Below are 25428 nucleotides of genomic sequence, written 5' to 3'. Positions count from 1 at the left end.
GGCCGGTGTCGATCAGATGTTCGGCAACGGCACGACACTCCGCGACGCCGAAACGTCTCTTCAACGCCGCCAGACCAACCTCACCACCGATTTCGAGCGGCTCGAGCCGGCCGGGGACGACAACTTCGACTAGGCATGGCGGTCCGGAATTCAGGAGCGGTTCCGGACGGTCCTCGCCGACCTGCGCAAGAAGACGGACCTACTCGCAGAACTCACCAAGCAAGGCAAGCTCCAGCCGAAGATCGATCAGGAACTGTCGGAGGTGATACCCGTGACAAGCCTCGCCGTCAGCCGGCCACCGGAAGCGCAACGGCGACGCCGTGCACGAGATCCTCGCCGCGGAAGGCGTTCGGAACTCCTGCGTGCCGCCAGCGAGGCACGCGGCAGCCCCCAACCAACGGCCGATGATCTTCGTGCGGATCTTCTGGGTGCCCGGGGCGGGTCTCGAACCCGCACGCCTTGTAAGGCAGCCGCTTTTAAGGCGGCCGTGTCTGCCATTCCACCACCCGGGCGGGCAAGCACACCGTATCGGAGGCCGCCCAGGCGGTGGAATCGGACAGGTAGGCAGCCTTACCGGGCCGCTGCGCCGACCGGCTCGCGCTCCTCGGGGAGCTCGATCTTCGGCGTCACGTGGGTGAACTCCTCCCGCGGCGCATGGAGCTGGCCGAGCGCGATCGTCTCCCGGCGCAGCACGAAGGCGAGGGTCCAGTCGGCGACGACCCGGACTTTCCGGTTGAACGACGGGATACGGCTCATGTGGTACGTCCGGTGCATGAACCACGCGGGCAGGCCCTTGACCTTGATGCCGTAGACGTGCGCCACGCCCTTGTACAGGCCGAGGCCGGCGACGCTGCCGACGTACTTGTGCCGGTACTCCTTCGGCAGACCGCCGAGCACCACGGTGTAGATGTTGTCGGCGAGCACCTTCGCCTGCCGGACGGCGTGCTGGGCGCTCGGCGAGCACCAGCCACCCGGGTTGGTCAGATCGGGGACCTGGGCGCAGTCGCCGGCCGACCAGGCGCCCTCGAGCACCGTGTCGCCGTCGACCACCTGCAGCGTCGGGATGCAGGTGACGTGCCCGCGGGGGCCGCGCGGCAGGTCGGTGCGGTCCAGCATCGGCGACGGCTTCACGCCGGCCGTCCAGACCAGGGTCTCCGCGCGGAAGCGGTCGCCGTCGGAGAGCACGATCTCGCCGCCGACGCAGGACTCGAGCCGGACGTCCAGGCGCAGGTCGATGCCGCGCTTGGACAGCTCGCGGGCGGCGTACGCGCCCATCTGCGGGCCGACCTCGGGCAGGATCCGGTTGGTCGCCTCGACGAGGACGAACCGGACCTCCTTCTGGTCGAGGTCGGGGTAGTAGCGCAGCGCGTCGCGTACGACGTCCTCCATCTCCGCGAGCGCCTCGATGCCGGCGAAGCCGCCACCGACGAAAACAAAGGTGAGCGATGCCTTGCGCACCGCCGCATCGGGGGTGACCGCCGCGACGTCGAGCCGGTCCAGGATGTGATTGCGCAGGTAGATGGCCTCACCGATGGTCTTGAAGCCGATGCCGCGCTCCCGGAGACCGGGGATCGGCAGGGTCCGCGAGACCGAGCCCGGGGCCACGATGATGTGGTCGTACTCCATCTCGGTGGACGGGCCGTCGATCGGCTGGATGGTGACCGTCTTGCGCGCGTGCTCGATCTTCGTGACCTCGCCGGACACGATGCGGCACTTCTTGAGCTCACGCCGGAGCGGGACGACCGAGTGCCGCGGGCTGATGTTGCCGGCCGCTGCCTCGGGGAGGAACGGCTGGTACGTCATGTGCGGCTGCGGGTCGATGACGACCACCTCGGCACGGCGCCGGTTGAGCTTCTTGGACAGGCGCAGGGCCGCGTAAAGCCCGACGTGGCCTGCTCCTACGACAACGATGCGCTGGGGGTTCACCCATCGATTGTCGCGCGCGACCGGCTCGCACGCCTCGTTCTGTGACGTACGACAAAGCCGTTTGTCAAGTGCCGTGAAGCACATATTTCCACGAGATTTCACGCTCTCTGCAAGAGTCGTGCAATCAGGACAGTTGCGCCGACGGCGCCCGCGATGCCGATCAGGGTGGCGACCAGGAACGCGCCACCGGCAAGATCGGCGGAGAGTCCCAAGACAACTACGGTGAGTACGGCCGAGGTCAGCGCTACCGCCGCCGCGCGGAGCATCCAGCCGCCCACCACGTCCAGGTTCACCACCGCGTCGTAGGGCAGAACCGCAGCCAGGGCGGTCAGGCTGTGTCCGATGTAGAGCAGCGTCGCGATCGTCAGGACCCGCCACAGCGCCACCTCGGCGCCGTAACCGGCGGTGTCGACGATCCAGCCGGCCACCACGGCCAGCGCGGCGAGGGTCGCGCCCCGGCCGCGCGGCGCCACCGCCGGATAGACGGCGAGCAGGGTGAGCGGGACGAAATATTGCGTCCCGAGCAGCGAGACCGGCCAGGCCACCAGCATCGCCAGCAGGCCGGCCAGGCCCACCCCGCAGCGGACCAGAAACGGGGTCGGGGTGGCCCGGGCGGTGACCGCGCGGGCCGAGGTCACCACGGCGGCCAGCGAGAACGCGGCCATCAGCGCCCCCTCGGCGCCGACGCGAGCCGGGACACGTCCCGCAGCACCAGGTCGAGGCTGCCGGACCCGGCCCAGGCCACCACCGGTACGCCGTGCTCGCGCAGCCGGCCCAGCACGTTCTCCCGCTCGATCCGCCACAACCGGGAGGCCAGCGGCGTCCACTCGCCGCGGTTGGCCGGGGTCGCCCCCGCCGGCAGCGTGTCGACCGCCACCACGAACCGGCCGGACTGGGTGAGCTGGGCCAGCATGTCGGCCGAACGCGGGTCGACCAGCGGGGTCAGCACCATCACCAGGGCATCCGACGAGACGTGGTGCACGCCGAAGACGTTCGCGTAGTCGTCGCTCTCCGTCTCGACCGGGTCGGGTCGCACGTCGAGCAGCCACTCCAGGACCGTCAGGTACTGCCGGCGGCCGGTCGCCGGACGCAGCCGGCGGGCGGCCGAGCCGTATTCGAGCAGCGACACCCGGTCGCCGCGCTGCAGGTAGTGCTCGGCGATCGCGGCCGCGGCCCGGACCGTCGTGTCCAGCACCGATGCGTCGCCGGCCACCCCGCCGGAGCGGCCCACCTCGCCGAGCACGTCGAGGAGCAGCAGCACCTCGGCGTCCCGGTCGGACAGCGTGGACGCGACGTGCAGGTCACGCGTACGCAAGGAAACTCGCCAGTCGATGCGGCGCAGGCGGTCGCCGGGGGCGAAGGGGCGGACCCCGGCAAGCTCGCCGCCCTCGCCCGGCCGCCGCGACCGGTGGGCACCCACCAGGCCGGCGGCCGCCGGCATCGCCTCGATCGCGTTGAACGGGTCGGTGACCGGATAGACCCGCACGCCGCGGGCCGGCACCACCACCGGGCGGCAGGCCAGCAAGCCGCCGCAGGCGGCGACGCGGGCCGCCGCCGGACCCACGTCCTGGCGGCCCCACCGGTTGGCGTCGCCGGGCAGGTCGACCGCGTGCCAGCCGTCGCGCGGCACGCGCACCGCGAACGGGCGGTCGGCGTGCTCCAGCTTCAGCCACGGCGACGTGCGGGTGCGCACCACGACCAGGTCGTAGCCGATCACGTCGGGGTTGGACACGGTCACCGCGGCGTCCACGTGACCGCCCTCGACGATGTGCTCCTCCCCCGCCGAGATGGTCAGCTCGGGCGCGGACCGCGGCATCCGACGCAGGCCGGCCGCGGCGCCGATCGCGAACGGCGCGGCCAGCAGCACCAGATCGACCCGGCCGAGCGCCACCCCGAGCAGCAGGAGCAGGCCGGTGAGCAGCACCGACCGGCCGAGCGCGCGGGTCGGCACCCAGGCCGGCCCGGGCGGCAGCTCCGGCTCGGGACCCGGCATCGGCACCGAGTACCGCAGGAGCGGACGGTCAGTCATGCCGCGCGTAGGTCGGCAGCGCGCCACTGGCCGGCGCCGGCACGTTGGTCAGCACCTCCTGCACCACGAACGCCGGGTCGACCCGGCGCAGCCACATCTCCGGGCGCAGCGTGATCCGGTGGGCGAGCGCGGCGATCGCGACGTCCTTCACGTCCTCCGGCACCACGAAGTCCCGGCCGGCCATCGCGGCCCGGGCCCGGGCCAGCAGCAACAGCGCCAGCGAGCCCCGCGGCGACGAACCGACCAGCACCGACGCGTGCTCGCGGGTGGCCGAGGTCAGCGCCACGATGTAGCGGCCGATCGAATCCTCGACGGTGACGCTCTCCAGCGCGGCCTGCATCGCCTGCAGCACCCGGGCATCCACCACCGGCTGCAGGAACGACTCCTCCTGGCGGCGGGACATGCGGCGCTGCAGCACGGCCCACTCCTCCTCGGCGGTCGGATAGCCGAACGACACCCGGATCAGGAAGCGGTCGAGCTGCGCTTCCGGCAACGGATACGTGCCTTCGTACTCAATCGGATTGGCCGTGGCGAGAACGTGGAACGGCGGGTCGAGACGGTAGGTGACACCCTCGACCGAGACCTGCTTCTCCTGCATGGCCTCGAGCAGCGCGGCCTGGGTCTTCGGCGGCGTCCGGTTGATCTCGTCGGCGAGCAGCATGTTGGTGAAGACCGGGCCGGCCCGGAACGCGAAGTCACCCTTGCGCTGGTCGTAGAGGAACGAGCCGGTGACGTCGGCCGGGAGCAGGTCGGGGGTGAACTGCAGGCGACGGAAGTCGAGGCCGAGCGACTGCGCGAAACAGCGGGCGGTCAGCGTCTTGCCGAGACCGGGCAGGTCCTCCAGCAGCACGTGCCCGCCGGCGAGGATGCCGGCCAGGACGAGCTCGAGGGAGTCCCGCTTGCCCACCAGGACGCTGCCGACCGAGTCCAGGACGGCACCGGCCAACCTGCCCACCTCGTACGGGGGGAGGGGATTTTCCGTCACAGTCTCTCCAACGCATCCACGTAGGTCTCCAGTTCACGGGACTTCGCCGTGCGGCGCCCGTGATCGTGCAAAGCCGCCCAGAGGGGGTCGCCGAGCAGCTCACGAGCGCGGCGCGGATCGGAGGCCCGGGTGATCCCGTGCCGCAGTCGCAGCCGCTCGTCGGTGAGCTCGGCAAGCACCGGCAGGACGTTACTCGTATACAGATCCGGATCGGTGTGCGCCCGGTCGAGGCTCCGCTCCCAGCGCCGCACCGCTATGCGCAACGAATCGAGCGCCCGCCCGTCGTCGACCCGCGACGACCGGCCGCGCCGTTTCGGCAGGGCCGGCGGCGCCACCTCGGACACCGCGAACAGCACCGCCCGCAGCCCGATGAAGAACGCCACCACGAGCACGACCGAGATGTGCTGCCCACCGGCCCGCAGCGCGGCGATGGTCACCACGGTGGCGCCCGCGATCAGCAGCGCGTTGCGCACCACCCACCAGGCGCGAGACTTCTCCCTGGCAACCGGCTCGGCAACCTCCTCGACTGGTTCGTCCCGGTAGCTGAACAGCCCTTCGAGACCACCGTCACTCATGCCGGCACCCCCGCTCCGGCACCCAGGTCGGCCCGCAGCCGTTCGAGCGCGCTGCGCGCCTGCCGGCGCATCGTGTCGTCCACGGTGTGCGTCGCGTAGCGCGCCTCCCGGTAGACCTCCAACAGCGCGGCCAGCACCTGCGCATCCACCTGCTGCTCGCGCAGCAGCCGGCCGACCAGGTCGGTCGGGCTGTCCCCCGGATTACGCGGTGTGCCCGCGGCCGCCGCGGCCTGCTCCAGCCGCACCCAGCAGGCGATCACCGCGCGCCGCGGGTCACGGTCGGTGTCGGAGAGCTCCTCCAGGCCGGCATCGAGCGCCGCGACCAGCTCCTCCGCCGTACTAGCTCCGTCCCGGCCCTGCTTGCCGTGCCGCTTGCCCTTGCGCGCCCGCCGTTTCGCCGCGTCGCGCAGCACCGCCCAGAGCACCAGGGCGAGCACCACGATCGCGACCACGCCGAGCAGCACCAGCGCCACCGTGCCGACCCAGTCGGGCAGCCCTTTGGCCGCCTCCGGAGGCGGCTGCGGACCGCGCGAGATGCTGGGCTCGGTGGTCGGCAGCAAGGGAGGTGTCGTCGGGGTCGCATCCGGCTGGATCTGGTCGAGCTGCGGCGCCGACCGGGTCGCGGCCAGCCCGGTGATGAAGAGCAGCACGAGGACGGCGGCCATCGGCCACCAACGTCGCACAGCGGCGAGATCCAAGACTCAGTTACTCCGGTCGGGTCGGTTTGCGATGGCCCGAATCATGCCAGGCCCGCAAGCCTCTTCGCACGGTCGAACACGGCGTCCAGCATGTCGGGGGTGAGCCGCCCGGTGAAGGTGTTCTGCTGGCTGACGTGAAAACAGCCGAGCAGCTCCGGCACGCCCGGCAGGCTGACCTGCGCACCATGCCCGAACTTGGGCCGCGGCACCGGCGCCTTCACCCCGTAGACGGCGCTCATCGCGGGCCACCACGCACCCCAGGCGAATGCCCCGAGCGCCACGACAACCTTCAAGGTCGGGCGAATCAGACTCAGCTCACGATGAAACCAGGGCGCGCAGGTGTCCCGCTCCTCCGGCGTCGGCTTGTTGTCCGGCGGCGCACACCGCACCGCCGGAAAGATCCGAGTGTTGCGGAGCGCCAGCCCATCATCGAGCGACACACTCAGGGCCTGATTGGCCAGCCCCGCCCGGTGCAGCGCCGCGAACAACACATCACCCGAACGATCACCGGTGAAAAGTCGCCCGGTCCGGTTACCCCCGTGCGCGGCCGGCGCCAGCCCGAGAATCCCGATCTCCGCGTCCTCGTTGCCGAAGCCGGGAATCGGCCGCCCCCAGTAGACCTGGTCCCGGAAGGCGGCCCGCTTCACCCGGGCGACGTCTTCGCGCCACTCGACGAGGCGCGGGCAGGCAAAACACTCCGCGATCTCAGCGTCAAGCACGCTGAGCGAGGCCGCCGAGGCCGCATGCGACACCACGTCTGCTTTGGTACGCGATCTCAGCTCACCCAAACTCACCAGGGCAGCACAGCATGCTCAAGCGAGAGGCGGTCACCGGGGTAGGTCGAGTTCCCCGGCCTTGATGCCGTCGACGAACGCCCGCCAGGCGTCCGGCTCGAAGGTCAGAACCGGCCCGGGCCGGTCTTTGCTGTCGCGCACCCCAACGATGCCGGGAAGGTTTTTAGCCACCTCGACGCAGGAGGCCCCGCCGTTGTCGCTGCGGGTCGACTTACGCCAGACGGCCCCGCTCAGGTCTGCCATGACTCCGCCACTTCTTGATCGAGGAAACGATGATCAGCGGGGCAGGCCGAGCCCGCCAGCCTTGATGCCGTCGACGAACGCCCGCCAAGTCTCTGGCTCGAAGGTCAGGGCTGGTCCGGGCCGATCCTTGCTGTCACGCATCCCGATGATGCCGGGGAGGTTCTTGGCCACCTCGACGCATGAGTTTCCGCCGTTGCCGCTGCGGGTCGACTTGCGCCAGACGGCGCCGCTCAGATCTGCCATGTCTTTGCCACGTCCTCGATCAGGCGGAGAGACAACCCCTTGGGCAAGGACTCCCCGCGGATCTGCTCCCACGTCCGGCTGAGTCTATCAATTTCGTCGCGATGACCAGTGATTTGCGCATCGAGCTGACCGTCCAGATGAGCGGCTTCGAAGTCCCGCGCCTTGGCCAGGGTGAAGGCGCCGGCAAGGCCGGCATGCGCACCCGCGGACGACGGGATCATGTGGATCTGGATATGGGACTGCGCCGCGGATTCGAGGAGGAATTCGCATTGCTCAGCCATGATCGCCCGCGAGCCCACGCACCGTCGCAGCACGCCTTCGTCGATGATCGCAATCAGGGTGGGCGGCTTCGGCGCAGACAGGAGATCTTGCCGCTCCAGCCGCGTCGTGACCCACTGATCCACATCTACGGCGTCAACCACGCCGGAGCCGGCAATGATCGCGTGGGCATAGGCCTTCGTCTGCAGAAGGCCCGGCACGACCAATGGCTCGAACCAGCGGATCAGCGTCGCCTCGCGTTCGATGATCAGCCAATCCCGGAACCACACCGGCGTCTGGCCGAACCCGGCCAAGCCCTGGGACAGACGCTCGAACAGGCCGCCGGTGTCGAGCGCGGAGTCGACCGCCGCCAGGTAGTCGCCGGCGGGCGGGCGCTGGCCGTTCTCGACGGCGCTGACCAGCGAGGCTGAATAGTTGATCGCCTTGCCGAATTCCTCCTGACTTAGGCCCGCGGCGGTGCGCGCCCGGCGCAACTCGCCGAGCAAGAACGTCGACGGAGTCAACTGATCATCCGGCATTCCACACCCCCGCACAAAAGCATGATCAATTGCCACACGACTCACACATGAACGCGATTCGTCGCACGGCCACATCAGGAAAGTCCACCTGGGGTTTCGAGCCTATCGGTGTCCTCAGCAGACTGTGAAGGCCCAATTTGCAGCCTGTGGAGGACGGAAGAATGGCATTGGTGGTGGCGGTTTCTTCGGCCATGATTGTGGGATTTCTGGCCGGGCTCTTGAGCTTTCGGGTCAAGAGTCGGTGGTGTTCGTTATGCGGAGACACATTGCGGTGCGGATGTTGCGTCAGCACCTCTGCCGCCGGGTCGATCGTTGCCGGGGGTGGCCGTGGACCGGCTTGAGCTGATGCAGATGCTGTTGGGGCATCCGGAGGCTGACCTTCGCGTTGATCTTGGTGAGTTGCTGCTCGACGTGCGGGACGTGCGCTACCGGGCCGACCGCGAGGCCATCGTGCTCCTGCTGTTTCCCGATGACCTTCGGGAGGCTCTCAGCGACCGCACAGCCGACCGCGAGATCTAATGGACGGATGGGACAAACGCTGGCGGGGATTCTGGAAGCGGCGGCCGAAGGGCGGTTCCCGCCGGACGACGGCGGGGTCACCATCGTGCCGCAGCACAACGCGCGGGATGCGGGAGTCATGGCATTCACCGCGCATTCGGTGGTCTTTCTCGATGAGGACCCGGTGTGGATTCGGGGCGTCCTCGCCGAGGTCGACACCGATCCGCTTGCGGCGCCGATGAATGCGCGTTTTCTCACCGCCTTGCTGGATCGCACCGGGCGGCATACCGAGACCATCGACCTGCTCACCGTCGCGTCCGCCCTGCCCGGCGAACCGCCGGTCGCGCTCAAGGAGATCACCGACGCCGACCATCCGCGAGCGACGCGGGCGCGGACGCGTCGCGACGATGTTCGCGTCTGGCAGGCGGACGGCGGCGTGGTGGTCATCGGGCGCGGCGTGGCCGGTCGCTGGGAGATGGCGATCGAGGTGGATCCGGGTGAGCGCCACCACGGCCTCGGCCGGGCGCTCGCGGTGGCTTCCCGGCATCTGATTCCGGCGGGCGAGATGATCTGGTCGCAGCAGGCGCCGGGAAACGCCCGGGCCGTGCGGTCCTTCCACGCGGCGGGTTTCCGCCCGGTCGGCTCGGAGGCGTTGCTCGGCGCACCGTGATCGTCAGTACTGCTCGGCGGGCCACCAGCGCTCATCGACCGGCAGGGCGGCCCGCGGCCGCAGATACCGCTCATGCAACCCCGGCGCGGCGCCGTCCTCGAGCCGCCGCAGCGCCTCCGCCGCGCAGGCCCGGACCAGCGCGTTTGTCTCGGCGTCGTGCACCAGCAGCACGAGTTCGCGGTCCGCGGCCGGCTCACCGGAGATCCGGGCCAGCAGCAGGCACGCCATCGAACGCGTCTCCGGGTCAAGGTCGACGAGCATTTCCCGGACCGTACGGTCGAAGCCCTCCAACGCCCGCTCGACCGTCTCCTCGGCCGCGATGCTCGCGTCGTACTGCCCGCGGTAGGTGCGGATCTCCGCCCGCTTGGCCCGCCAGACGTACGCGTGGTCGAGCGCCCAGATCAGCACGTAGAAGGCGTCCGCGCGCCACCGGCACCCGTCCTCGACCAGCCGCCGGACGTCCGCGACCACGTGTTCGGCGCCGGGTGACACCGCGACCGCATCGTCGACCGCGAGCCGGGCCAGGTCGGCGGCGGCCCACCGCGCGGCCTCCCGATCGGTCGCCCGCGCCAGCGCCTCGACGGCCTGCTCCCGATCTCCGCCGGGCTCGCGGTTCGCGGGCGGCAGCGGTGGCCGCAGTCCACTGTGCACGTCGGCCAGATACTCCTCCGCGTCCCGGACCGCTTCGAGGATCATCGGATCCTCCGCGGGGGCGACGGCGGCGAGCAGCCGGCGGTAGCGCGGCGAGCGCCCGTCGATCGGCGCCAGCAGCGCGATCGCCTGCGCCCGGAACCGCGGTGCGGCCGAGGCCGCCTGCCGATGGAGAAACTCCACGGCCTCGGTGAGTTCCGCGCTGACGGCCTCGAACAGGCGCGCATTGCCCGCCGCCAGCTCGTCGGCGTGCGGGTCGCCGTACGCGATGGTCTCGAGGATCAACTGGGCCACGAACGCCGCGTTTCGCCGGGCCGAGTTCCGCGCGATCCGCAGCAGAAACGGGATGGCGAACGGGGTGACCTGAAGCAGCAGGCCGTTCGGGGCGAGGCTCGCGTAGAGCTCGTCATGGACCGACGAGAAGTCCCCGTCGTCCGGCATCGACGCGAGCGCTGCCAGTAGACGGGGAACCTCGGCCGATCGCAGACCGGCGCGCAACTCGCTCCAGCGCACCTCGCCGATCCCGGGAAGCGCCTCTTCCGCAGCGGTCAGATCGGGCCCAGCGGCACGTTTGCGCAGCATCGACGGGCTAGCGGGGCGGACTCGGCGAAACCGGGGCCGAAGCCGGCACTGAAGCCGGGGCCGACGCCGGGGCCGACGCCGGAGCCGAGGCTGATGTGGACGGAGCCGATTCCCCGGTGCCGAAGGGTGCGTCCCCCGGGCAGTACGGGTAGCCCAGGGTGCGGGAGCGCGCCGACGCGCCGGTCGAGTCGGTGCAGTAGTTGTTGCCCAGCTGGATCGGGTTGCCCTCCTGGTCGTACAGGCGGGCGCCGACCACCAGCTGGCCCTGGCTGTCGTAGACGTACACGTCCTGGACGTTGCTGTAAGGGTTTCCGCCGTTGTTGTAGTCGTAGTTCGTCTCGCTGTAGGGGACGTTGCGGGTGTCGCTGTCGGCGCCGGCGAAACCGGCCACCGCGAAGATGATCAGGAATGCGGTGCCGGCGCGCAGGGCCCAGCGCGGCAGGCGGGACAGGGCCTGGCTGCGGCGGGCCAGGGCGAGCGAGACGATCACCGAGCCGGTCAGCAGGACCAGGGCGACCAGGTCGCTGTCGCCGATGCGGGGCAGCAGGCCCATGTCGCCGTGGTTGGAAGCGAGCAGGAACGCGATCGCCATCGCGGCCAGGTAGCCGCGCAGCACCCACCAAGCGGGGCGCAGCAGCACCAGGAAGTCGCTGGCCTTCGCGTAGCCGATCACCGGGCCGACCCGGACGTCGACCTGGCGCAACACGTGCAGCGCGTTGTCGCGCGCCTCGATCAGATGCGGGAAGCGCGGCTCCGGCGGCTCCGGGAAGTCGCCGACCAGGCCGGCGGTGGCGCGCAGCTCAGCGGCGTACGCCTCGGGGGAACCCAATCGGTCACGCAGCGTGCCGGAACCCTCGGCCCGGACCTCCGCCAGGTGTTCCGGAAGGTCCTCGAGCAACTCCTCGCGGGTCTCGGCGGAAAGGCCCGCCAGGGCCTGCCGGACCGCCTCGACGTAGTCGCGTATTTCGTCCTGTGCCGTCGTGTTCATGCCGCTCCCCGCTCGCGCAGCAGATCGTCCATGGTGGAGGAGAACCCGTGCCAGATCTTGCCGGATCGCTGCAACTCGGCCCGGCCGGCCGGATTGAGGCCGTAATACTTCCGGTGCGGGCCCTCGTCGCTGGGCACCACGTAGGTGTTCAGGAGGCCGCCGTTGAAGAGGCGCCGCAGCGTGCCGTAGACCGAGGCGTCGCCGACCTCCTCCAGGCCGGCCGCGCGCAGTCGGCGCAGGATGTCGTAGCCGTAGCCGTCCTCGTCGCGGAGGGCGGCCAGCACCGCGAGATCCAGCACGCCCTTGAGGAGCTGGGTGGTATCCACGCGCCGCACAGTAGTGCGCATTGCGAAGTACCGTCAAGTCGGTAATAGACGGTGGTTTTCCGGCCGAGCTTTTACGCGATCGAGAACGCGATGCCGTCGAGGATGTCGTGCTCCGAAGCGACCACGGCGTCCTGGCCGGAGCGCTCCATGATGATCTTCAGGATGAGGGCGCCGCCGCCGACCACGTCCGCGCGGCCGGGGTGCATCACCGGCAGGGCCAGGCGCTCGGCGGTGGTCATGGCCAGCAACTCGTCGGCCACCTTGGCGATCGCCTCGCGACTCACCCGGGCGTGGTGGATCCGGGTCGCGTCGTACTCGGGCAGGCCCTGCGCCAGGGCCGCCATCGTGGTGACCGTGCCGGCCAGGCCGACCAGGGTGGACGCGGACCGGCCGGGGACGGCCGCGAGCGCTCGATCCACCGCCTCGGTGATGTCCCGGGTGGCGGCGTCGATCTCGGCCGCCGTGGGCGGGTCGGAGTGCAGGTGCCGCTCGGTCATCCGGACGCAGCCGATGTCCATCGAGATCGCCTGCTCGACGCCGTCGGTGCCGGTCACGAACTCGGTCGAGCCGCCGCCGATGTCGACGATCAGGAACGGGGGCTGGGCGTTCAGGCCGGCGACCGCGCCGGTGAACGAGAGTCGCGCCTCCTCGTCGCCGGTGATCACCTCGGGGTCGACGCCGAGGACGCCGCGCACCATGTCGCGGAAGTCGGCGGCGTTGGAGGCGTCGCGCGAGGCCGACGTCGCGCACATCCGGACCCGGTCGATGGCCAGTTCCGCGATTTCCGAGGCGTACCCCTGCAAGGCTTTTTTCGTGCGCGCCAGCGCCGCGTCGGCGAGCCGGCCGGTGCGGTCGACGCCCTCGCCGAGCCGGACGATCTCCATCCGCCGGGACACGTCGATGATCTCACCGTCCGTGACGTCGGCGATGAGCAGCCGGATCGAGTTCGTCCCGCAGTCGATCGCCGCTACTCGGTTCACCGGGACCCTCACAGGTGCAGCAGCATTCTCGTGTTCCCCAGGGTGTTGGGTTTGACCCGCTCGAGGTCGAGGAATTCGGCGACGCCCTCATCGTACGAGCGCAGGAGCTGCTCATACACGGCGTGCGGCACGGGCGCGCCGTCGATCTCGGTGAACCCGAACGAACCGAAGAACTTGGTCTCGAACGTCAGGCAGAAGACCCGGGCGACGCCCAGATCCTTCGCGACATCGAGCAGGCGGGACACGATCTGGTGGCCGATCTTGCGGCCGCGGGCCGAAGGATCGACCGCTACCGTACGGATCTCGGCCAGGTCCTCCCACATCACGTGCAGGGCGCCGCACCCGACGACGCGTTCCTGCTCGTCGACCGCGACCCAGAACTCCTGCACCGACTCGTAGAGGGTGACCGTGGCCTTGCTGAGCAGGCGCCGATCGGCGGTGTAGGCGTCGACGAGAGCCCGAATGGCCCTGATGTCACCGGTACGCGCTCGCCGGATTTCCACCTATTCGTCCGCTTTCTTGCCGACGCACGGGCCGCCTACCCACCACGGCTCGACGGCATCGCGGACCTCGTCGCCGAACGGATTGACGCCGCGGCCCGCCGCCAGCGCGTGCCCGAGATGGACGTGCAGGCATTTGACCCGGTCGGGCATGCCGCCGGCCGCCACCTTCGCGATCTCCGGCACGTCCTCGATGGCCTTGCGCCGGGCCACGTAGTCCTCGGCGGCCTTCTCGTACCGCTCGGCCAGCACCGGATCGGTCGACAACCGCTCCTGCATGTCGCGCATCACGCCGGCCGACTCCAGTCGGCTGCAGGCGGCGGTCGCATGCGGGCAGGTCAGATAGAAGAGCGTGGGGAACGGCGTGCCGTCCGGCAGGCGCGGCGAGGTCTCCACCACGTCGGGGTTGCCGCAGGGGCAGCGGTGCGCGATCGCGCGGGTGCCGCGGGGGGCGCGGCCGAGCTGAGCCGCCACGATGTCGAGGTCGGCTTCGGAGGGCTGGACCATAGTCAGTTCTGAGACTCCGCATCGGCGGCCTGGACGCTGTTCCACAGCGTGTCGTACCAGCGGTCGGGGGTGGTCGCGACCGGCTTGCCGGCCTCCTTGGCGGCGGCCACCGGATCGTTGTAGACGAGCAGCGGGGTCTCCCCCGGCAGCACGTAGAAGAACTCCTCGCGGGCCCGGGCCTTCAAATACTCCGGGTCACGCCACTTGGCCAGCTCTTCGGTCTTCGCTGTGATCAGCTTGCGCTGACTCGCCTGCTCGGCCTCGAGCTGGGCGATCTGCGATTTCTGGGCGAGATAGACCCGGAGCGGATATGTGTACGCCAAGGCCAGCGCGACGAACACCACGATCAGGACGGTCGCGCGGCCGGTCAGCGCGCGCGGCCGGGGTGCGGCCGTGCGTTTCGCCGGGCCGGAGCCCACGTTCACGGTGCGGCGGGTGGCGGCGGGACGCGCCCTCGTGCGGGTCTGCACGCGGGTCGTGCCGGTCGTGCGCACCCGCGACGAGCCGGGGCGGCGGGACGGGCCCTGGCCGCTCGGTGCGCGTCGCTGTGTGGACACCCCTGCTCCCCCGCCCTGTTGACCGCCGAGTCGTGGCACTCCCCATTGAGAGTGCCACAACTCCATGATCTTCGGTCAGGCTGTTACGCGGTCCGGTAACGCGGGAACGCGCCCGCACCGGCGTACCGGGCGGCGCTCTCCAGCTGCTCCTCGATGCGCAGGAGCTGGTTGTACTTGGCGACGCGGTCCGAACGGGCCGGGGCGCCGGTCTTGATCTGGCCACTGCCGACCGCGACCGCGAGGTCGGCGATCGTGGTGTCCTCGGTCTCACCCGAACGGTGCGACATCATCGTCTTGAAGCCGGCCCGGTGGGCCAGGTCGACCGCGTCCAGCGTCTCGGTCAGCGAGCCGATCTGGTTGACCTTCACGAGGACCGAGTTGGCGGCGTCCTCCGCGATGCCCCGGCCGATGCGGGTCGGGTTGGTCACGAACAGGTCGTCGCCGACGATCTGGATCTTGTTGCCGAGCTGGGCGGTCATCGCGCTCCAGCCGGCCCAGTCCTCCTCGGCCAGCGGGTCCTCGATCGACACAATCGGGTACTCGTCCGCGAGCTTCGCGTAGTACGCGATCATCTCGTCGGTCGACTTCGGCGAGCCCTCGAAGACGTACGCGCCGTCCTTGTAGAACTCCGTCGCCGCGACGTCCATGGCCAGCACGATGTCGGTGCCCAGCGTGAAGCCGGCCGCCTTGACCGCCTCGCCGATCAGGTCGAGCGCGGCGGCGTTGGCCGCCAGGCTCGGCGCGAAGCCGCCCTCGTCGCCGAGGCCGGTCGACAGGCCCTTCTTCTTCAGCACCGACTTCAGCGCGTGGTAGACCTCCGCGCCGGTGCGCAGCGCCTCGCGGAAGGTCGGCGCGCCGATCGGGGCGATCATGAACTCCTGCACGTCGACGTTCGAGTCGGCGTGCGCACCACCGTTCAGGATGTTCATCATCGGCACCGGCAGCAGGGCCGCGTTGGGGCCGCCGAGGTAGCGGAACAGGGGCAGCTCGGCGGAGAGCGCGGCGGCCTTGGCAACCGCCAGCGACACGCCGAGGATCGCGTTGGCGCCCAGCTCCGACTTGTCGGCGGTGCCGTCCAGGTCGAGCATCTTCTGGTCGATCAGACGCTGCTCGCTGGCTTCGTAGCCGACGAGCTCGTCGGCGATCTTGTCTTCGATGTTGGCGACAGCCTTCTCGACGCCTTTGCCCAGGTAACGTCCCTTGTCGCCGTCGCGCAGCTCGAGCGCCTCAAACGCGCCGGTGGAGGCGCCCGAGGGCACCGCGGCGCGGCCGACCGTGCCGTCGTCCAGCCCGACCTCGACCTCGACGGTCGGGTTGCCCCGGGAGTCGAGAATCTCGCGGGCGACGATTGCTTCGATGGTGGCCATGATTTCGTGTCGCTCCTCTTCATAAGGCTGCAGGTCTTCGACCGCGACCCTGCGGCCGACCACGGCACTGAGCGTATCGGGGCGCGGTAGCCGCCGTACGCGCGGCCGGTGAACTTATGCCAGATGGCTCAGGATCGGGACTTTGGTGCCGAACACCCGGGCACTATGAGCACTCCGAGTCTTCCGCCGGACGGGTCGATCATCGAGATGACCTCGTACGGCGAAACGAATCCCGAGGTTCGGGTCGTCCACGCAACCGGGACGGTGGTCACACTTTCCCTGGCGATGGCCCAGATACCGCCCGCCGACACCACCGTCGAACTGCGCTGGGCGGCCGCTCCGCGCGGCCGGTTCGCCCAGTCCGCGCACGTGATCGCGATCGACGGCAACCGGGTCGAGGTCCGCTTCACCGGGCAGCCGTCGGTGCTGCAGAGCCGCCTGTACGTGCGGGGTGGCGGTGGCGAACCGCTCGTCCTGAGCCGCGAGGGGCACCCGGACGCCATCGGTGTGGTGCACGACATGAGTGAGCGGGCGGTCCGTGCCCACTTCACCGACGTCGAGATCTACCCCGACGACGAGATGACGCTGAGCATCCACGTCGGCGAGGAGATGGTGTCGTTCCCGGCCACCGCCCTCAAGGTCAGCTCCATCCGCCAGCAGGTGCCGTTCCGCGGGCCGCTGTCGGTGGAGATGGTCGCCGTCTTCGACGACTCGGAGGAGGCGCAGGCCCGGGTGGTCCGGCGCTACATCATGCGGCACCAGTTGACGCACCGGAATCGGGGCGCCACCGAGTGAACAGGGCCGGGCGGATGAGCCCGATTCTCGTTTGCGCGCGGTTGCACGGGTAGGCAAGGGTGTCAGTCGTGCCTTCCCGTCTGCGCCTTACCGTCACCGGTCTCGCCACCGTCGCGGTGCTGCTCGGCTCGGCCGGGTGCACCGGGCTCGACGAGGCCAGCGCGGCCGGGATCAGCCGGGACGATCTGGTGTCGGAAATGGCCGTTCAGCTCGCCCGAGTGACCGGACTCACGTACACGGCGACCTACCAGCTCGCCGGCGGCACCAGCGCGACCGTCACCCAGGCGCAGAAACCGGCCCGGACGGCGTATGTCTATCCCGGCGGCCGCCTCATCGAGGAGACCACCGGTACCACCCGCTGCACCGGGGACACCGCGCTCAAGTGCACGCGGACCGATCCGGCCCCGGCCACCGCGACGCCGCTGTCCGGCAGCACGCTGATCACGCCGGAGGCGGCCCTCGCGCTCCTCAACACCGCTTCGCTCGACCAGGACGTCGAGGCCGGGCAGCACGACACCACCATCGCCGGGCGGCACGCCACCTGCCTCGACCTGAAGCGGGTCGACGGCACCCCGACGGCGGAGTTCGGCGTCTGCGTCACCAACGAGGGCGCGCTCGGCAGCTTCACCGCCACCATCGCGGGACAACGCTTCGAACAGGCCCTGACCGCGTACGAGGAGAAGGTCGAACCGGACGCATTCGCCCTGCCCGCCTCGGCCACGGTCAGCGACAAGCGCACCCGGTAGGTCTCACACCTTGCGGTAGCGCGCCTGGACGACCGAGAACAGGCCGTAGGCCGCGATGCCCAGCGCGGTCACCAGGAGCAGCCAGGTGCCGTAGGTCTGGGCGGCCATCGCCCGCAAGGCGGCATCCAGACCCCGTGCCTTGTCCGGGTCGTAGGTGACGGCCGCCATCACCAGCAGGACGCCGGCGATCGCGTAGGCGGTGCCCTTGGCGGTGTAGCCGACGATGCCCAGCTTCCCGATGAGGCTCCGGACGTGCGCGCTCACCCCGGACATCCGCAGGTGCTTCTCGAACTTCTTGGTCAGGCCGTAGATCGCCAGGCCCGCGCCGATCGCGACGACCACCACGCCGATCACGGCCACCGTCAGCCGGCCGCCGGTGGACACCATCAGGTCCTGGCTGGCCTGCTCCTGGGTGTCCGCGGTCGACTTCTTCTTGCCGCGCAGCACCTTGATGCCGGTCCACGCCAGGTAGGTGTAGAACGCGGCCCGGCCGGCCGAGACCACCCGCTCGTAGACGCGGTGCCGGCCGCGCTCGCCGCGGTGGCCGACGGACGCCTCGAAGACCTGCCAAATGATCATGGCGACCAGGCCGATCACGAGCGCGACGATGAGCGCCGCGCCGAACGGCTTGGTCGCCAGCCGGTGCAGGGCGCCGGACTGGTCGCCGTCGTCGGCCGCGGTGCCGAACGCGATGCGCACCACCAGCCAGGCGAACAGCAGGTGGAGCGCGCCGTAGCCGACCAGGCCGGCCCGGGTCAGGCGCTCCAGCCAGGGGTTGTCGGCGGCTTTGTGGACGTGCGAAGTCAGGGTGGGCACAGCGCCATGCTTGACCGGACGATCACCCGGCTAAACGCCCACGAGTGTGCGCAGGTGGCGCGGCGGCGGCGAACCGTGCGCCAGCATGGCGTCGTGCCAGGCTTTCGGGGTGGCGCCGAACGGGCGGGCCGCGGCGATCTCGGCCACCTCGGTGTAACCCACGAAATACGTGCTGAGCTGGGTGGACGTCAGCAGGGCGCGGCGCCACTTGCCGGCCGCCTCGCCCTCCTCCTGGAAGCCGCGGCCGGTCATCAGCGCCATCGCCTCGGCCTCGGGCAGATCGTCACAGTGGACCAGCTGGTCGATGATGGCGTTGAGGCTCATCCGCAGCTGCATCTTCAGCTGCTGCAGGCGCACCGGCAGGCCGCCGAAGCCCAGGTCGGCCATCAGTTCCTCGGCGTAGACCGCCCAGCCCTCGCAGAACGGGCCCGACCAGCCGAGCGCGCGCACCCTGGTGTCGGCCCGGAACCGGCGCGCGTGCGCCAGCTGCAGGAAGTGGCCGGGCATCGCCTCGTGGACGGTCAGGTCGCGGATCATGTGCGAGTTGTACTCGCGGTAGAACGACTCGACCCGCTCCGGTGACCAGCCGGCCGGGGTCGGCGAGATGCAGTAGAACGTGGGCACGTCGGCCGTCTCGAGCGGGCCGGGCGGGTCGCAGTAGGCCACCGCGACGCCGCGGGCGAACTCCGGCATCTCCTCGATCACGCACGGGTCGTCGACCAGCGTCATGATGTCGTGCTTGCGGACGAACTCGGTCGCCTCGGCCATGGTGACCTTGGCCAGGTCGACGATGGTGGCGTCGTCGGGGTGCTCGGCGGCCAGCGTGTCGAGCGCGCGGCGGACCGTCTCGTCGCTCGCCGGGCCGCCGACCAGCTCGGCGGCGGCCGCCCGCAGCTGCTCGCCGACCTGGTCGAGCCGCTGCCGGGCGCGGGACAGCACCTCGGCGGCGGGCAGCTCGGTGTCGAGGGTGTGCCAGAGACGTGCCTCCCACAGCGGGCGGCCCAGGCGCGGGTCGCGGCCCGGCTCGCCGCTCTCCAGCCGGGCGCGCAGCCAGCCGTCGAACTCGCCCAGTGCGGCCAGCGCCGCGGCGGCGGCCGGCTCGACCGCCGGGCGCATGCCCGGCTCCTGCTCCAGCAGCGCGGGCAACTCGTCGCGGATCAGCGCGGCGGTGCCGGCGAACTGGCCCACCGCCGTCTCGGCGTGGATGCGCGGCACGTCACGCAGCACCGCCCGCGCGGTGGCCAGCGCGTCGGGGATCGCCGCGAGCCGGCCACCCATGCTGGTCAGCCGCTCCTCGGCCGGGGCGAACTGACGGGCGATCAGCGCGTGCAGCAGTGGGCCCGGGTTGTGGTGCAGCGGGTTCCACTCGTGCTCGCGGACATCGGACAGCTCGAACAGGCCGCGCTCGACCATCGCGGAGAGAATCGCGTGGTCGGCCTGATCCTCCGGGCCGAAGGCCTCGGGGTCGATGCCGGAGAGCGCGTCGGCGGCGTCGCGCAACATGCTCGTCTGGTCGGCGACGGCACCGGGGGAAAGGTCGGGTATGCGGTCGTCGTAGCGATGGTCACCGGCGCCCGAGGCGAGGCCCGGGTCGCTCTGCAGGATGGCGTCGACGATGCGCTCGGCGAGCGGTACGAACTCCGGCATGCCGAAGAACCTACTCGGCGGGTCCGACATTTTTCAGCTCGGCGCTCCGCACTTCGTCCGCGTACGTCAATGTCGCCCGGCGCAACTCCGCCTCGGCGTCCACTCCGGCGGCCCGCGCCTCGGCCACCACCCGCAGCAGCGCCGGGCCGAGATCGTCGCCGGCCGGCAGCGGTACGCCGAGGCCGGCCCGCTCCGCACGCTGCAGAATCTTGGCCGCCAGCGAGAGGGCCGGCTGGCTGAACGCGATGCCGTCGAGCACCGAGTCGCGGGACTTCTCGGCCTTCTTGATCCGCTCCCAGTTGGCGGTGATCTCCTCGATGTCGGCCACCTCGGCGCCGGCGAAGACGTGCGGGTTGCGGCGGATCATCTTGTCGACCAGGCCGCCGGCCACGTCGTCGATGCCCCAGGCGCCGCCGTCCGGGATCTCCTCGGCCATCCGGGCGTGCAGGACCACCTGCAGGAGCACGTCGCCGAGCTCCTCGCGGAGGGTGTCCAGATCGTCGGACTCGATCGCGTCGAAGGCCTCGTAGGCCTCCTCCAGCATGTACTGCGCGAGGGTGCGGTGGGTCTGGGCGCGCTTCCAGGGGTCGCCGCCCGGGGAGGCCAGGCGGTCCATGACGGCCACCGCGTCGAGCAGGCGGGCGCCGGGCGGGTCCCAGGAGCCGTACATCAGCTCCAGCTCGGCCAGGCTGGGGTCGCGGGTCAGGCGCAGCCCCATCTGGCGGGCAAAATCCTGATCACCGGCCGGCCCGGAGACCCACACCACGGCCGCGTTGTCCATCAATTCCGCCAAGAGCCGCTCGGGGTCCGGGTCGATCACGGTGACCTGGACGCCCGCATGGCGCAGCGCGTCGGACTGCTCCGACTCCGCGCCCGCGAACACCGGGAACTGCCGGACGGCGTCCCACGCGGCCGCGGTCAGCAGACCGGCCGGCAGGCGCGGTGAAGTGACGAGAAGGATGATCCTCGCGGTCACGAGACCTCAGGAGACGGCGGTGACCGGCGCGGACTCGTCCGCACCGAGCGGCACCATGACCAGCGGGCGGACGTCGCCGTTCTGCGTCTGGAACTGCAGCACCGGGATGCCGAGCGGCTGGTAGCGCGGGTTGACCGTGATGTCCATCGAGTCGGTGATCTTGGCGATCTCCTGCCGGACGGCGGACGCGGTCTGCACCAGCTGCTTGTTCGAGTCGGGCAGGCTCGACTTGAACTGCTCGAACGACATGCCCTCCTGCACCTGACCGGCCGTCGTCAGTGTCTCGAAGATCTCGCGCAGGTCGGCGTCGGAGGCCGCCGGAGCGTCCTTGATGCCCTGGCGGAGCAGCCGCACGTAGGTGTCGGCCTCCGCGTAGAGCCGGACGAACTCGGTGGTCGCCGGGATGTGCAGCGACGTCGCGTAGTCGTCGAGCGTCAGGTCGGCCGGCAGCGTCACGCTCTCCTGCTTGGCCACCTGGGTCAGCACGTCCGCGCTGACCAGCGTGCGCACCACGTCGGCCCGGGTGATCGACATGGTCGCGGCCTTGCCGGCCGCGGCCTTGGTCACCGCGGCCTGCGCCTCGTCCCACACGTCCTGCACGCGGGACTCGGTGAGGCGGGTGTCGCCGAGGTAGGCGGCCACCGACGGCGCGGACCGGCAGGCGGAAAGCCCGGTCACGGCCAGTGACGCGACGACGGCGACGGATGCGAGTCGGCGAGCACGCTGCATGGCCTGACTCTCTCACGCCCGCTGTGACCCAAGTCGCCGACCCCCGGAAAACGGATCACCTAGACGGCCGCCTTCGCCGGCACCTCCCCCAGCACGTCCTTCAACAGCTGGGCGCACCACTGCAGCAGGGCCAGGTCGCGCAGGGGTTCGCCGCCCATCCGGCGGGTGGCCGGGCGGGGGACGCTCACCTGGTCGTTGGCCTGCTTGTAGACCGAATCCGGGTGGTAGCGCTTCAGCCGCATCTGCTTCGAGTCGGGCAGCGGCAGCGGGGAGAACCGCAGGTGCTTGCCCTGCACCGAGACGTCGGTCAGGCCGTAGGCGCGGGCCACCTGACGGAACCGGGCCACCGCGATCAGGTTGGCCACCTGGGTGGGCGGCTCGCCGTAGCGGTCGGTCATCTCGGCGATCACCTCGTCGAGCTGCTTGTCGTCGCGTGCCTCGGCCAGCTTCCGATACATCTCCAGGCGCAGGCGTTCCACCGAGATGTACTCCACCGGCAGGTGCGCGTCGACCGGCAGATCGATCTTGACCTCGGGCTCCTCCTCGGGGCGCTCGCCCTTGAAGGCCTGCACCGCCTCGCCGACCATCCGCACGTACAGGTCGAAGCCGACGCCCTCGATGTGCCCGGACTGCTCGCCGCCCAGCAGGTTGCCGGCGCCGCGGATCTCCAGGTCCTTCATGGCCACATACATCCCCGCGCCCAGCTCGGTGTGCTGGGCGATGGTGGCCAGGCGCTCGTGGGCGTGCTCGGTCAGCGGCTTCTCCCGCGGGTAGAGGAAGTACGCATACGCCCGCTCCCGGCCGCGGCCCACCCGGCCGCGGATCTGGTGCAGCTGGGCCAGGCCGAGCAGGTCGGCCCGCTCGACGATCAGGGTGTTGGCGTTCGGGATGTCGATGCCGGACTCGACGATCGTGGTGCAGACCAGGACGTCGAACTCCTTCTCCCAGAAGCCGACCATCACCTTCTCCAGCTGCTCCTCGCTCATCTGGCCGTGCGCCACCGCGACCCGGGCCTCGGGCACCAGCTCGCGCAGCTTGCGCGCGGCCCGGTCGATCGACTCGACCCGGTTGTGCAGGTAGAAGACCTGGCCGTCGCGGAGCAGCTCGCGGTGGATGGACGCGGCCACCTGCTTGTCGTCCTGGGCGCCGACGAAGGTCAGCACCGGGTGCCGCTCCTCGGGCGGGGTGGCGATGGTGGACATCTCGCGGATGCCGGTGATCGCCATCTCGAGCGTGCGTGGGATCGGGGTGGCCGACATGGTCAGCACGTCGACCGACGCGCGCAGGGCCTTGAGCTGCTCCTTGTGCTCGACGCCGAACCGCTGCTCCTCGTCCACGATGATCAGGCCGAGGTTTTTGAAGCGGGTCGAGTTGGCCAGCAGGCGATGCGTACCGATCACGATGTCGGCGGTGCCGTTGGCCGCCTGCTCCAGGGTCACCGTGGTTTCCTTCGGCGTCTGGAACCGGGACAGCTGCTTGATCTCCACCGGGAACTGGTTCATCCGCTCGGTGAACGTGTTGAAGTGCTGCTGGGCCAGCAGCGTCGTAGGCACCAGCACGGCCACCTGCTTGCCGTCCTGCACGGCCTTGAACGCGGCCCGGACGGCGATCTCGGTCTTGCCGTAACCGACGTCGCCGCAGATCAGCCTGTCCATCGGGACGGCCAGCTCCATGTCGTGCTTGACCTCGTGGATCGCAGCCAGCTGGTCGGGGGTCTCCGTGTAGGGGAAAGCGTCCTCCAGCTCGCGCTGCCACGGCGAGTCGGGGCCGAACGCGTGGCCCTTCGACGACTGGCGGGCCGCGTACAGCTGGATCAGCTGGGCGGCGATCTCGCGGACCGCCTTGCGGGCCCGGGCCTTGCTCTTCTGCCAGTCGGTGCCGCCCATCTTGTGCAGCGACGGCTGCTCGCCACCGACGTAGCGGGACAGCTGGTCGAGCTGGTCGGTCGGCACGTAGAGACGGTCGCCGGGCTGGCCGCGCTTGGACGCGGCGTACTCGATCACCATGTACTCGCGGTCGGCGCCGTTGACCGTGCGCTGCACCAGCTCGACGTAGCGGCCGATGCCGTGCTGCTCGTGCACCACGTAGTCGCCCGGCTTCAGCTCGAGCGGGTCGATCGTGTTGCGCCGCCGGGACGGCATCTTCCGCATGTCCTTCGTGGAGGCGCCGCGGCCGCCGCTGATGTCGTTACCGGTGATGACGGCGAGCTGCGAGGCGGCATCCACGAAGCCGTGGTTGATCCCGCCGCAGGTGATCAGCACCTGGCCCGGCTCGATCCCCTTCTCGATGTTGTCGACCGGGGTCACCCCGACACCGGCGTCGCGCAGCACCTCGGTGGCCCGCTGCGCGGTGCCGTGCCCCTCGAAGACCAGCGCGACCGCCCAGCCGGCCGCCACCCACTCGGTCAGATCGGCGGTCAGCCGGGAGGTGTCGCCGTGGTAGAGCGGCACCGGCTGGGCGGCGAGGGCGATCGCGTCACCGAGATCGGGCGTGACCGCCACCGCGGCCGGCGCGTCCAGCCAGGGCTGATCCGCCGCGGCGGGCGCCCCTTCCGACTCGGTCAGGCCGAACGGCGAGATCGCCCACCACGGCTGGGACAGGGTCGCGGCATGCGCGCGGACGTCCGCAAGGGTTTTGAAAGCGGCGGCGCCGACGTCGATCGGCGCCTGGCCGCCGACCGCGGCGGCCGCCCAGGAGGCCTCGAGAAATTCGTTGGAGGTGCGGGTCAGGTCGTGGGCCCGGGTGCGGATCCGCTCCGGGTCGCAGAGCATCACGTGGGTGCCGGCCGGCATGCAGTCGAGCAGCAGCTCCATGCTGCCGGTGCCGTCCAGCAGGGCCGGGGCCAGCGACTCCATGCCCTCGACCGGGATGCCCTCGGCCAGCTTGTCGAGGATCTCGGCCAGCTCCGGATGCTCGGCGCCCAGCTCGGCGGCCCGCTCCCGGACCTCCGGGGTGAGCAGCAGCTCGCGGCAGGGCGGTGCCCACAGGCGCTGGACCGGGTCGATGGTGCGCTGGTCGGCGACGGCGAAGGTGCGGATCTCCTCGACCTCGTCGCCCCAGAACTCGACCCGGGACGGGTGCTCGTCGGTCGGCGGGAAGACGTCGAGGATGCCGCCGCGGACCGCGAACTCGCCGCGCTTGGTGACCAGGTCGACCCGGGCGTAGGCCATGTCGGCGAGCCGCCGGGCCACCCCCTCGAGGTCGGCCGAACCCCCGGTGACCAGCTCCACCGGCTCGAGGTCGCCGAGGCCCTTGAGCTGCGGCTGCAGCACGCTGCGCACCGGCGCCACGACGACCTGCAGCGGGTGCTCGCCGGGGTGGGCGAGCCGGCGCAGCACGGCCAGCCGGCGGCCGACGGTGTCGGAGCGCGGGGACAGGCGCTCGTGCGGCAGGGTCTCCCAGGACGGGAAGACGGCGACCCGGTCGGGGTCGATCAGGCAGCCGAGCGCGTCGGCCAGGTCGTCGGCCTCGCGGCTGGTCGCGGTGACGGCGAGCACCGGGCGGGCCGCGCCGCCCAGCTCGGCGCCGCCGGCCACGGTGGCGACCACGAACGGCCGGAGCGAGGCCGGCGCGGTGAGGTCGAGCGAGTCGGAGTCGACGAAACCTTTACGGGCGAGATCGCGGGCACGGGCGAGGCCCCGGTCGCGGAGGGCGGCCGGGATCAATCCGGATAGTTGCATGCCGATTACTCCCAGGGGCACGTCGAATAACCCCAACGCCCTGGAGGGCGGGGGGTATGCAGACGAGTCTAGTCCGGCCCTCTGACATTTACGGGTCGGACAAGATGTCCGACATAAGCGTCG

The 25428-nt window shown here is 70.6% G+C and carries 27 protein-coding genes and 1 tRNA gene; 4 read left to right on the top strand and 24 right to left on the bottom strand.

Annotated features, from left to right (window positions below; translation table 11 throughout):
* Positions 1–429: 429 nt before the first annotated feature.
* From Adu01nite_RS26890 to Adu01nite_RS26840, 11 genes are all read right to left on the bottom strand, one after another.
* Positions 430–512 (bottom strand) — tRNA-Leu (locus Adu01nite_RS26890).
* Positions 513–570: 58 nt separating this feature from the next.
* Positions 571–1926: an NAD(P)/FAD-dependent oxidoreductase gene (locus tag Adu01nite_RS26885; RefSeq protein ID WP_203730497.1), complete on the bottom strand. Its 1356-nt coding sequence runs from the start codon at positions 1924–1926 to the stop codon at positions 571–573.
* Positions 1927–2024: 98 nt separating this feature from the next.
* Entirely contained in the window at positions 2025–2591 is a 567-nt protein-coding gene (locus Adu01nite_RS26880) for a hypothetical protein (protein ID WP_203730496.1), read from the bottom strand.
* Positions 2591–3955 carry a DUF58 domain-containing protein gene (locus tag Adu01nite_RS26875; RefSeq protein WP_203730495.1) on the bottom strand — a complete coding sequence of 455 codons (1365 nt, stop codon included), beginning with the start codon at positions 3953–3955 and terminating at the stop codon, positions 2591–2593. Before Adu01nite_RS26875 ends, Adu01nite_RS26880 begins: the two co-directional genes overlap by 1 nt.
* Positions 3948–4940: an AAA family ATPase gene (locus Adu01nite_RS26870; protein WP_203730494.1), complete on the bottom strand. Its 993-nt coding sequence runs from the start codon at positions 4938–4940 to the stop codon at positions 3948–3950. Before Adu01nite_RS26870 ends, Adu01nite_RS26875 begins: the two co-directional genes overlap by 8 nt.
* The gene (locus tag Adu01nite_RS26865; RefSeq protein WP_203730490.1) at positions 4937–5515 is read right to left on the bottom strand and encodes a hypothetical protein; all 579 of its coding nucleotides are present in this window, start codon (positions 5513–5515) and stop codon (positions 4937–4939) included. Before Adu01nite_RS26865 ends, Adu01nite_RS26870 begins: the two co-directional genes overlap by 4 nt.
* The gene (locus tag Adu01nite_RS26860) at positions 5512–6213 is read right to left on the bottom strand and encodes a DUF4129 domain-containing protein (RefSeq protein WP_203730489.1); all 702 of its coding nucleotides are present in this window, start codon (positions 6211–6213) and stop codon (positions 5512–5514) included. The genes Adu01nite_RS26865 and Adu01nite_RS26860 overlap by 4 nt, the downstream gene beginning before the upstream one ends.
* Positions 6214–6254: 41 nt before the next feature.
* Positions 6255–6992: a uracil-DNA glycosylase gene (locus Adu01nite_RS26855; RefSeq protein WP_203730508.1), complete on the bottom strand. Its 738-nt coding sequence runs from the start codon at positions 6990–6992 to the stop codon at positions 6255–6257.
* Between the two features lie 48 nt (positions 6993–7040).
* The gene (locus Adu01nite_RS26850) at positions 7041–7250 is read right to left on the bottom strand and encodes a DUF397 domain-containing protein (RefSeq protein ID WP_203730487.1); all 210 of its coding nucleotides are present in this window, start codon (positions 7248–7250) and stop codon (positions 7041–7043) included.
* Positions 7251–7283: 33 nt separating this feature from the next.
* Complete coding sequence (locus tag Adu01nite_RS26845; RefSeq protein WP_203730485.1) at positions 7284–7493, bottom strand: DUF397 domain-containing protein; 210 nt, start codon at positions 7491–7493, stop codon at positions 7284–7286.
* Entirely contained in the window at positions 7481–8290 is an 810-nt protein-coding gene (locus Adu01nite_RS26840; RefSeq protein ID WP_203730483.1) for a helix-turn-helix domain-containing protein, read from the bottom strand. Before Adu01nite_RS26840 ends, Adu01nite_RS26845 begins: the two co-directional genes overlap by 13 nt.
* Before the next feature lie 321 nt (positions 8291–8611).
* Here Adu01nite_RS26840 and Adu01nite_RS26835 point away from each other — a divergent pair, with 321 nt between their 5' ends.
* Together Adu01nite_RS26835 and Adu01nite_RS26830 are read left to right on the top strand one after the other, a co-directional pair.
* Positions 8612–8809, top strand: coding sequence for a hypothetical protein (locus tag Adu01nite_RS26835; protein ID WP_203730481.1), 198 nt, complete (start codon positions 8612–8614; stop codon positions 8807–8809).
* Between the two features lie 7 nt (positions 8810–8816).
* A complete protein-coding gene (locus Adu01nite_RS26830; RefSeq protein ID WP_203730480.1) occupies positions 8817–9458 on the top strand; it encodes a GNAT family N-acetyltransferase in 642 nt (213 codons plus the stop codon).
* A gap of 3 nt (positions 9459–9461) precedes the next feature.
* Here Adu01nite_RS26830 and Adu01nite_RS26825 read toward each other — a convergent pair whose 3' ends face one another.
* From Adu01nite_RS26825 to eno, 8 genes are all read right to left on the bottom strand, one after another.
* On the bottom strand, positions 9462–10691 hold the full coding sequence (locus Adu01nite_RS26825) for a hypothetical protein (RefSeq protein ID WP_203730478.1): 1230 nt from the start codon (positions 10689–10691) through the stop codon (positions 9462–9464).
* A 7-nt stretch (positions 10692–10698) separates the two neighbouring features.
* On the bottom strand, positions 10699–11679 hold the full coding sequence (locus tag Adu01nite_RS26820) for an HAAS signaling domain-containing protein (protein ID WP_203730475.1): 981 nt from the start codon (positions 11677–11679) through the stop codon (positions 10699–10701).
* Entirely contained in the window at positions 11676–12005 is a 330-nt protein-coding gene (locus Adu01nite_RS26815) for a PadR family transcriptional regulator (protein WP_203730473.1), read from the bottom strand. The genes Adu01nite_RS26820 and Adu01nite_RS26815 overlap by 4 nt, the downstream gene beginning before the upstream one ends.
* Before the next feature lie 71 nt (positions 12006–12076).
* A complete protein-coding gene (locus Adu01nite_RS26810; protein ID WP_239132722.1) occupies positions 12077–12985 on the bottom strand; it encodes a Ppx/GppA phosphatase family protein in 909 nt (302 codons plus the stop codon).
* A gap of 8 nt (positions 12986–12993) precedes the next feature.
* Positions 12994–13488, bottom strand: a complete 495-nt coding sequence (locus Adu01nite_RS26805) for an amino-acid N-acetyltransferase (protein ID WP_203730469.1) — start codon at positions 13486–13488, stop codon at positions 12994–12996.
* Positions 13489–13992: a DUF501 domain-containing protein gene (locus Adu01nite_RS26800; RefSeq protein ID WP_203730467.1), complete on the bottom strand. Its 504-nt coding sequence runs from the start codon at positions 13990–13992 to the stop codon at positions 13489–13491.
* Between the two features lie 2 nt (positions 13993–13994).
* The gene (locus tag Adu01nite_RS26795) at positions 13995–14549 is read right to left on the bottom strand and encodes an FtsB family cell division protein (RefSeq protein WP_239132721.1); all 555 of its coding nucleotides are present in this window, start codon (positions 14547–14549) and stop codon (positions 13995–13997) included.
* A gap of 83 nt (positions 14550–14632) precedes the next feature.
* Positions 14633–15916 carry a phosphopyruvate hydratase gene (gene eno, locus Adu01nite_RS26790; protein ID WP_203730507.1) on the bottom strand — a complete coding sequence of 428 codons (1284 nt, stop codon included), beginning with the start codon at positions 15914–15916 and terminating at the stop codon, positions 14633–14635.
* Positions 15917–16081: 165 nt separating this feature from the next.
* Between eno and Adu01nite_RS26785 the strand changes: the two genes are divergently transcribed.
* Positions 16082–16711, top strand: a complete 630-nt coding sequence (locus Adu01nite_RS26785) for a hypothetical protein (protein ID WP_203730463.1) — start codon at positions 16082–16084, stop codon at positions 16709–16711.
* Positions 16712–16779: 68 nt separating this feature from the next.
* The gene (locus Adu01nite_RS26780) at positions 16780–17457 is read left to right on the top strand and encodes a hypothetical protein (RefSeq protein ID WP_203730461.1); all 678 of its coding nucleotides are present in this window, start codon (positions 16780–16782) and stop codon (positions 17455–17457) included.
* A gap of 3 nt (positions 17458–17460) precedes the next feature.
* Here Adu01nite_RS26780 and Adu01nite_RS26775 read toward each other — a convergent pair whose 3' ends face one another.
* From Adu01nite_RS26775 to mfd, 5 genes are read right to left on the bottom strand one after another with little or no spacing between them, the layout of a single operon-like run.
* Positions 17461–18273, bottom strand: coding sequence for a DUF1206 domain-containing protein (locus Adu01nite_RS26775; RefSeq protein ID WP_203730459.1), 813 nt, complete (start codon positions 18271–18273; stop codon positions 17461–17463).
* A 30-nt stretch (positions 18274–18303) separates the two neighbouring features.
* Complete coding sequence (locus tag Adu01nite_RS26770; RefSeq protein WP_203730457.1) at positions 18304–19920, bottom strand: DUF885 domain-containing protein; 1617 nt, start codon at positions 19918–19920, stop codon at positions 18304–18306.
* Between the two features lie 10 nt (positions 19921–19930).
* The gene (locus Adu01nite_RS26765) at positions 19931–20896 is read right to left on the bottom strand and encodes a nucleoside triphosphate pyrophosphohydrolase (RefSeq protein ID WP_203730455.1); all 966 of its coding nucleotides are present in this window, start codon (positions 20894–20896) and stop codon (positions 19931–19933) included.
* A 6-nt stretch (positions 20897–20902) separates the two neighbouring features.
* On the bottom strand, positions 20903–21625 hold the full coding sequence (locus Adu01nite_RS26760; protein ID WP_203730453.1) for a PLC family EF-hand domain-containing protein: 723 nt from the start codon (positions 21623–21625) through the stop codon (positions 20903–20905).
* A gap of 59 nt (positions 21626–21684) precedes the next feature.
* Complete coding sequence (gene mfd, locus Adu01nite_RS26755; RefSeq protein WP_203730451.1) at positions 21685–25305, bottom strand: transcription-repair coupling factor; 3621 nt, start codon at positions 25303–25305, stop codon at positions 21685–21687.
* Positions 25306–25428 lie beyond the last annotated feature (123 nt).

Source organism: Paractinoplanes durhamensis (assembly GCF_016862175.1).
Lineage (GTDB): Bacteria > Actinomycetota > Actinomycetes > Mycobacteriales > Micromonosporaceae > Actinoplanes > Actinoplanes durhamensis.
Note: the sequence above shows the minus strand (reverse complement) of the source record. Positions and strands in the feature narration are given on the sequence as shown.

Coding starts and splice junctions, on each gene's coding strand:
- Adu01nite_RS26880 (WP_203730496.1), bottom strand. CDS start 2,591: ATGGCCGCGTTCTCGCTGGCCGCCGTGGTGACCTCGGCCCGCGCGGTC.
- Adu01nite_RS26875 (WP_203730495.1), bottom strand. CDS start 3,955: ATGACTGACCGTCCGCTCCTGCGGTACTCGGTGCCGATGCCGGGTCCC.
- Adu01nite_RS26865 (WP_203730490.1), bottom strand. CDS start 5,515: ATGAGTGACGGTGGTCTCGAAGGGCTGTTCAGCTACCGGGACGAACCA.
- Adu01nite_RS26850 (WP_203730487.1), bottom strand. CDS start 7,250: ATGGCAGACCTGAGCGGGGCCGTCTGGCGTAAGTCGACCCGCAGCGAC.
- Adu01nite_RS26845 (WP_203730485.1), bottom strand. CDS start 7,493: ATGGCAGATCTGAGCGGCGCCGTCTGGCGCAAGTCGACCCGCAGCGGC.
- Adu01nite_RS26840 (WP_203730483.1), bottom strand. CDS start 8,290: ATGCCGGATGATCAGTTGACTCCGTCGACGTTCTTGCTCGGCGAGTTG.
- Adu01nite_RS26830 (WP_203730480.1), top strand. CDS start 8,817: ATGGGACAAACGCTGGCGGGGATTCTGGAAGCGGCGGCCGAAGGGCGG.
- Adu01nite_RS26825 (WP_203730478.1), bottom strand. CDS start 10,691: ATGCTGCGCAAACGTGCCGCTGGGCCCGATCTGACCGCTGCGGAAGAG.
- Adu01nite_RS26820 (WP_203730475.1), bottom strand. CDS start 11,679: ATGAACACGACGGCACAGGACGAAATACGCGACTACGTCGAGGCGGTC.
- Adu01nite_RS26800 (WP_203730467.1), bottom strand. CDS start 13,992: ATGGTCCAGCCCTCCGAAGCCGACCTCGACATCGTGGCGGCTCAGCTC.
- eno (WP_203730507.1), bottom strand. CDS start 15,916: ATGGCCACCATCGAAGCAATCGTCGCCCGCGAGATTCTCGACTCCCGG.
- Adu01nite_RS26785 (WP_203730463.1), top strand. CDS start 16,082: ATGAGCACTCCGAGTCTTCCGCCGGACGGGTCGATCATCGAGATGACC.
- Adu01nite_RS26770 (WP_203730457.1), bottom strand. CDS start 19,920: ATGCCGGAGTTCGTACCGCTCGCCGAGCGCATCGTCGACGCCATCCTG.
- Adu01nite_RS26760 (WP_203730453.1), bottom strand. CDS start 21,625: ATGCAGCGTGCTCGCCGACTCGCATCCGTCGCCGTCGTCGCGTCACTG.
- mfd (WP_203730451.1), bottom strand. CDS start 25,305: ATGCAACTATCCGGATTGATCCCGGCCGCCCTCCGCGACCGGGGCCTC.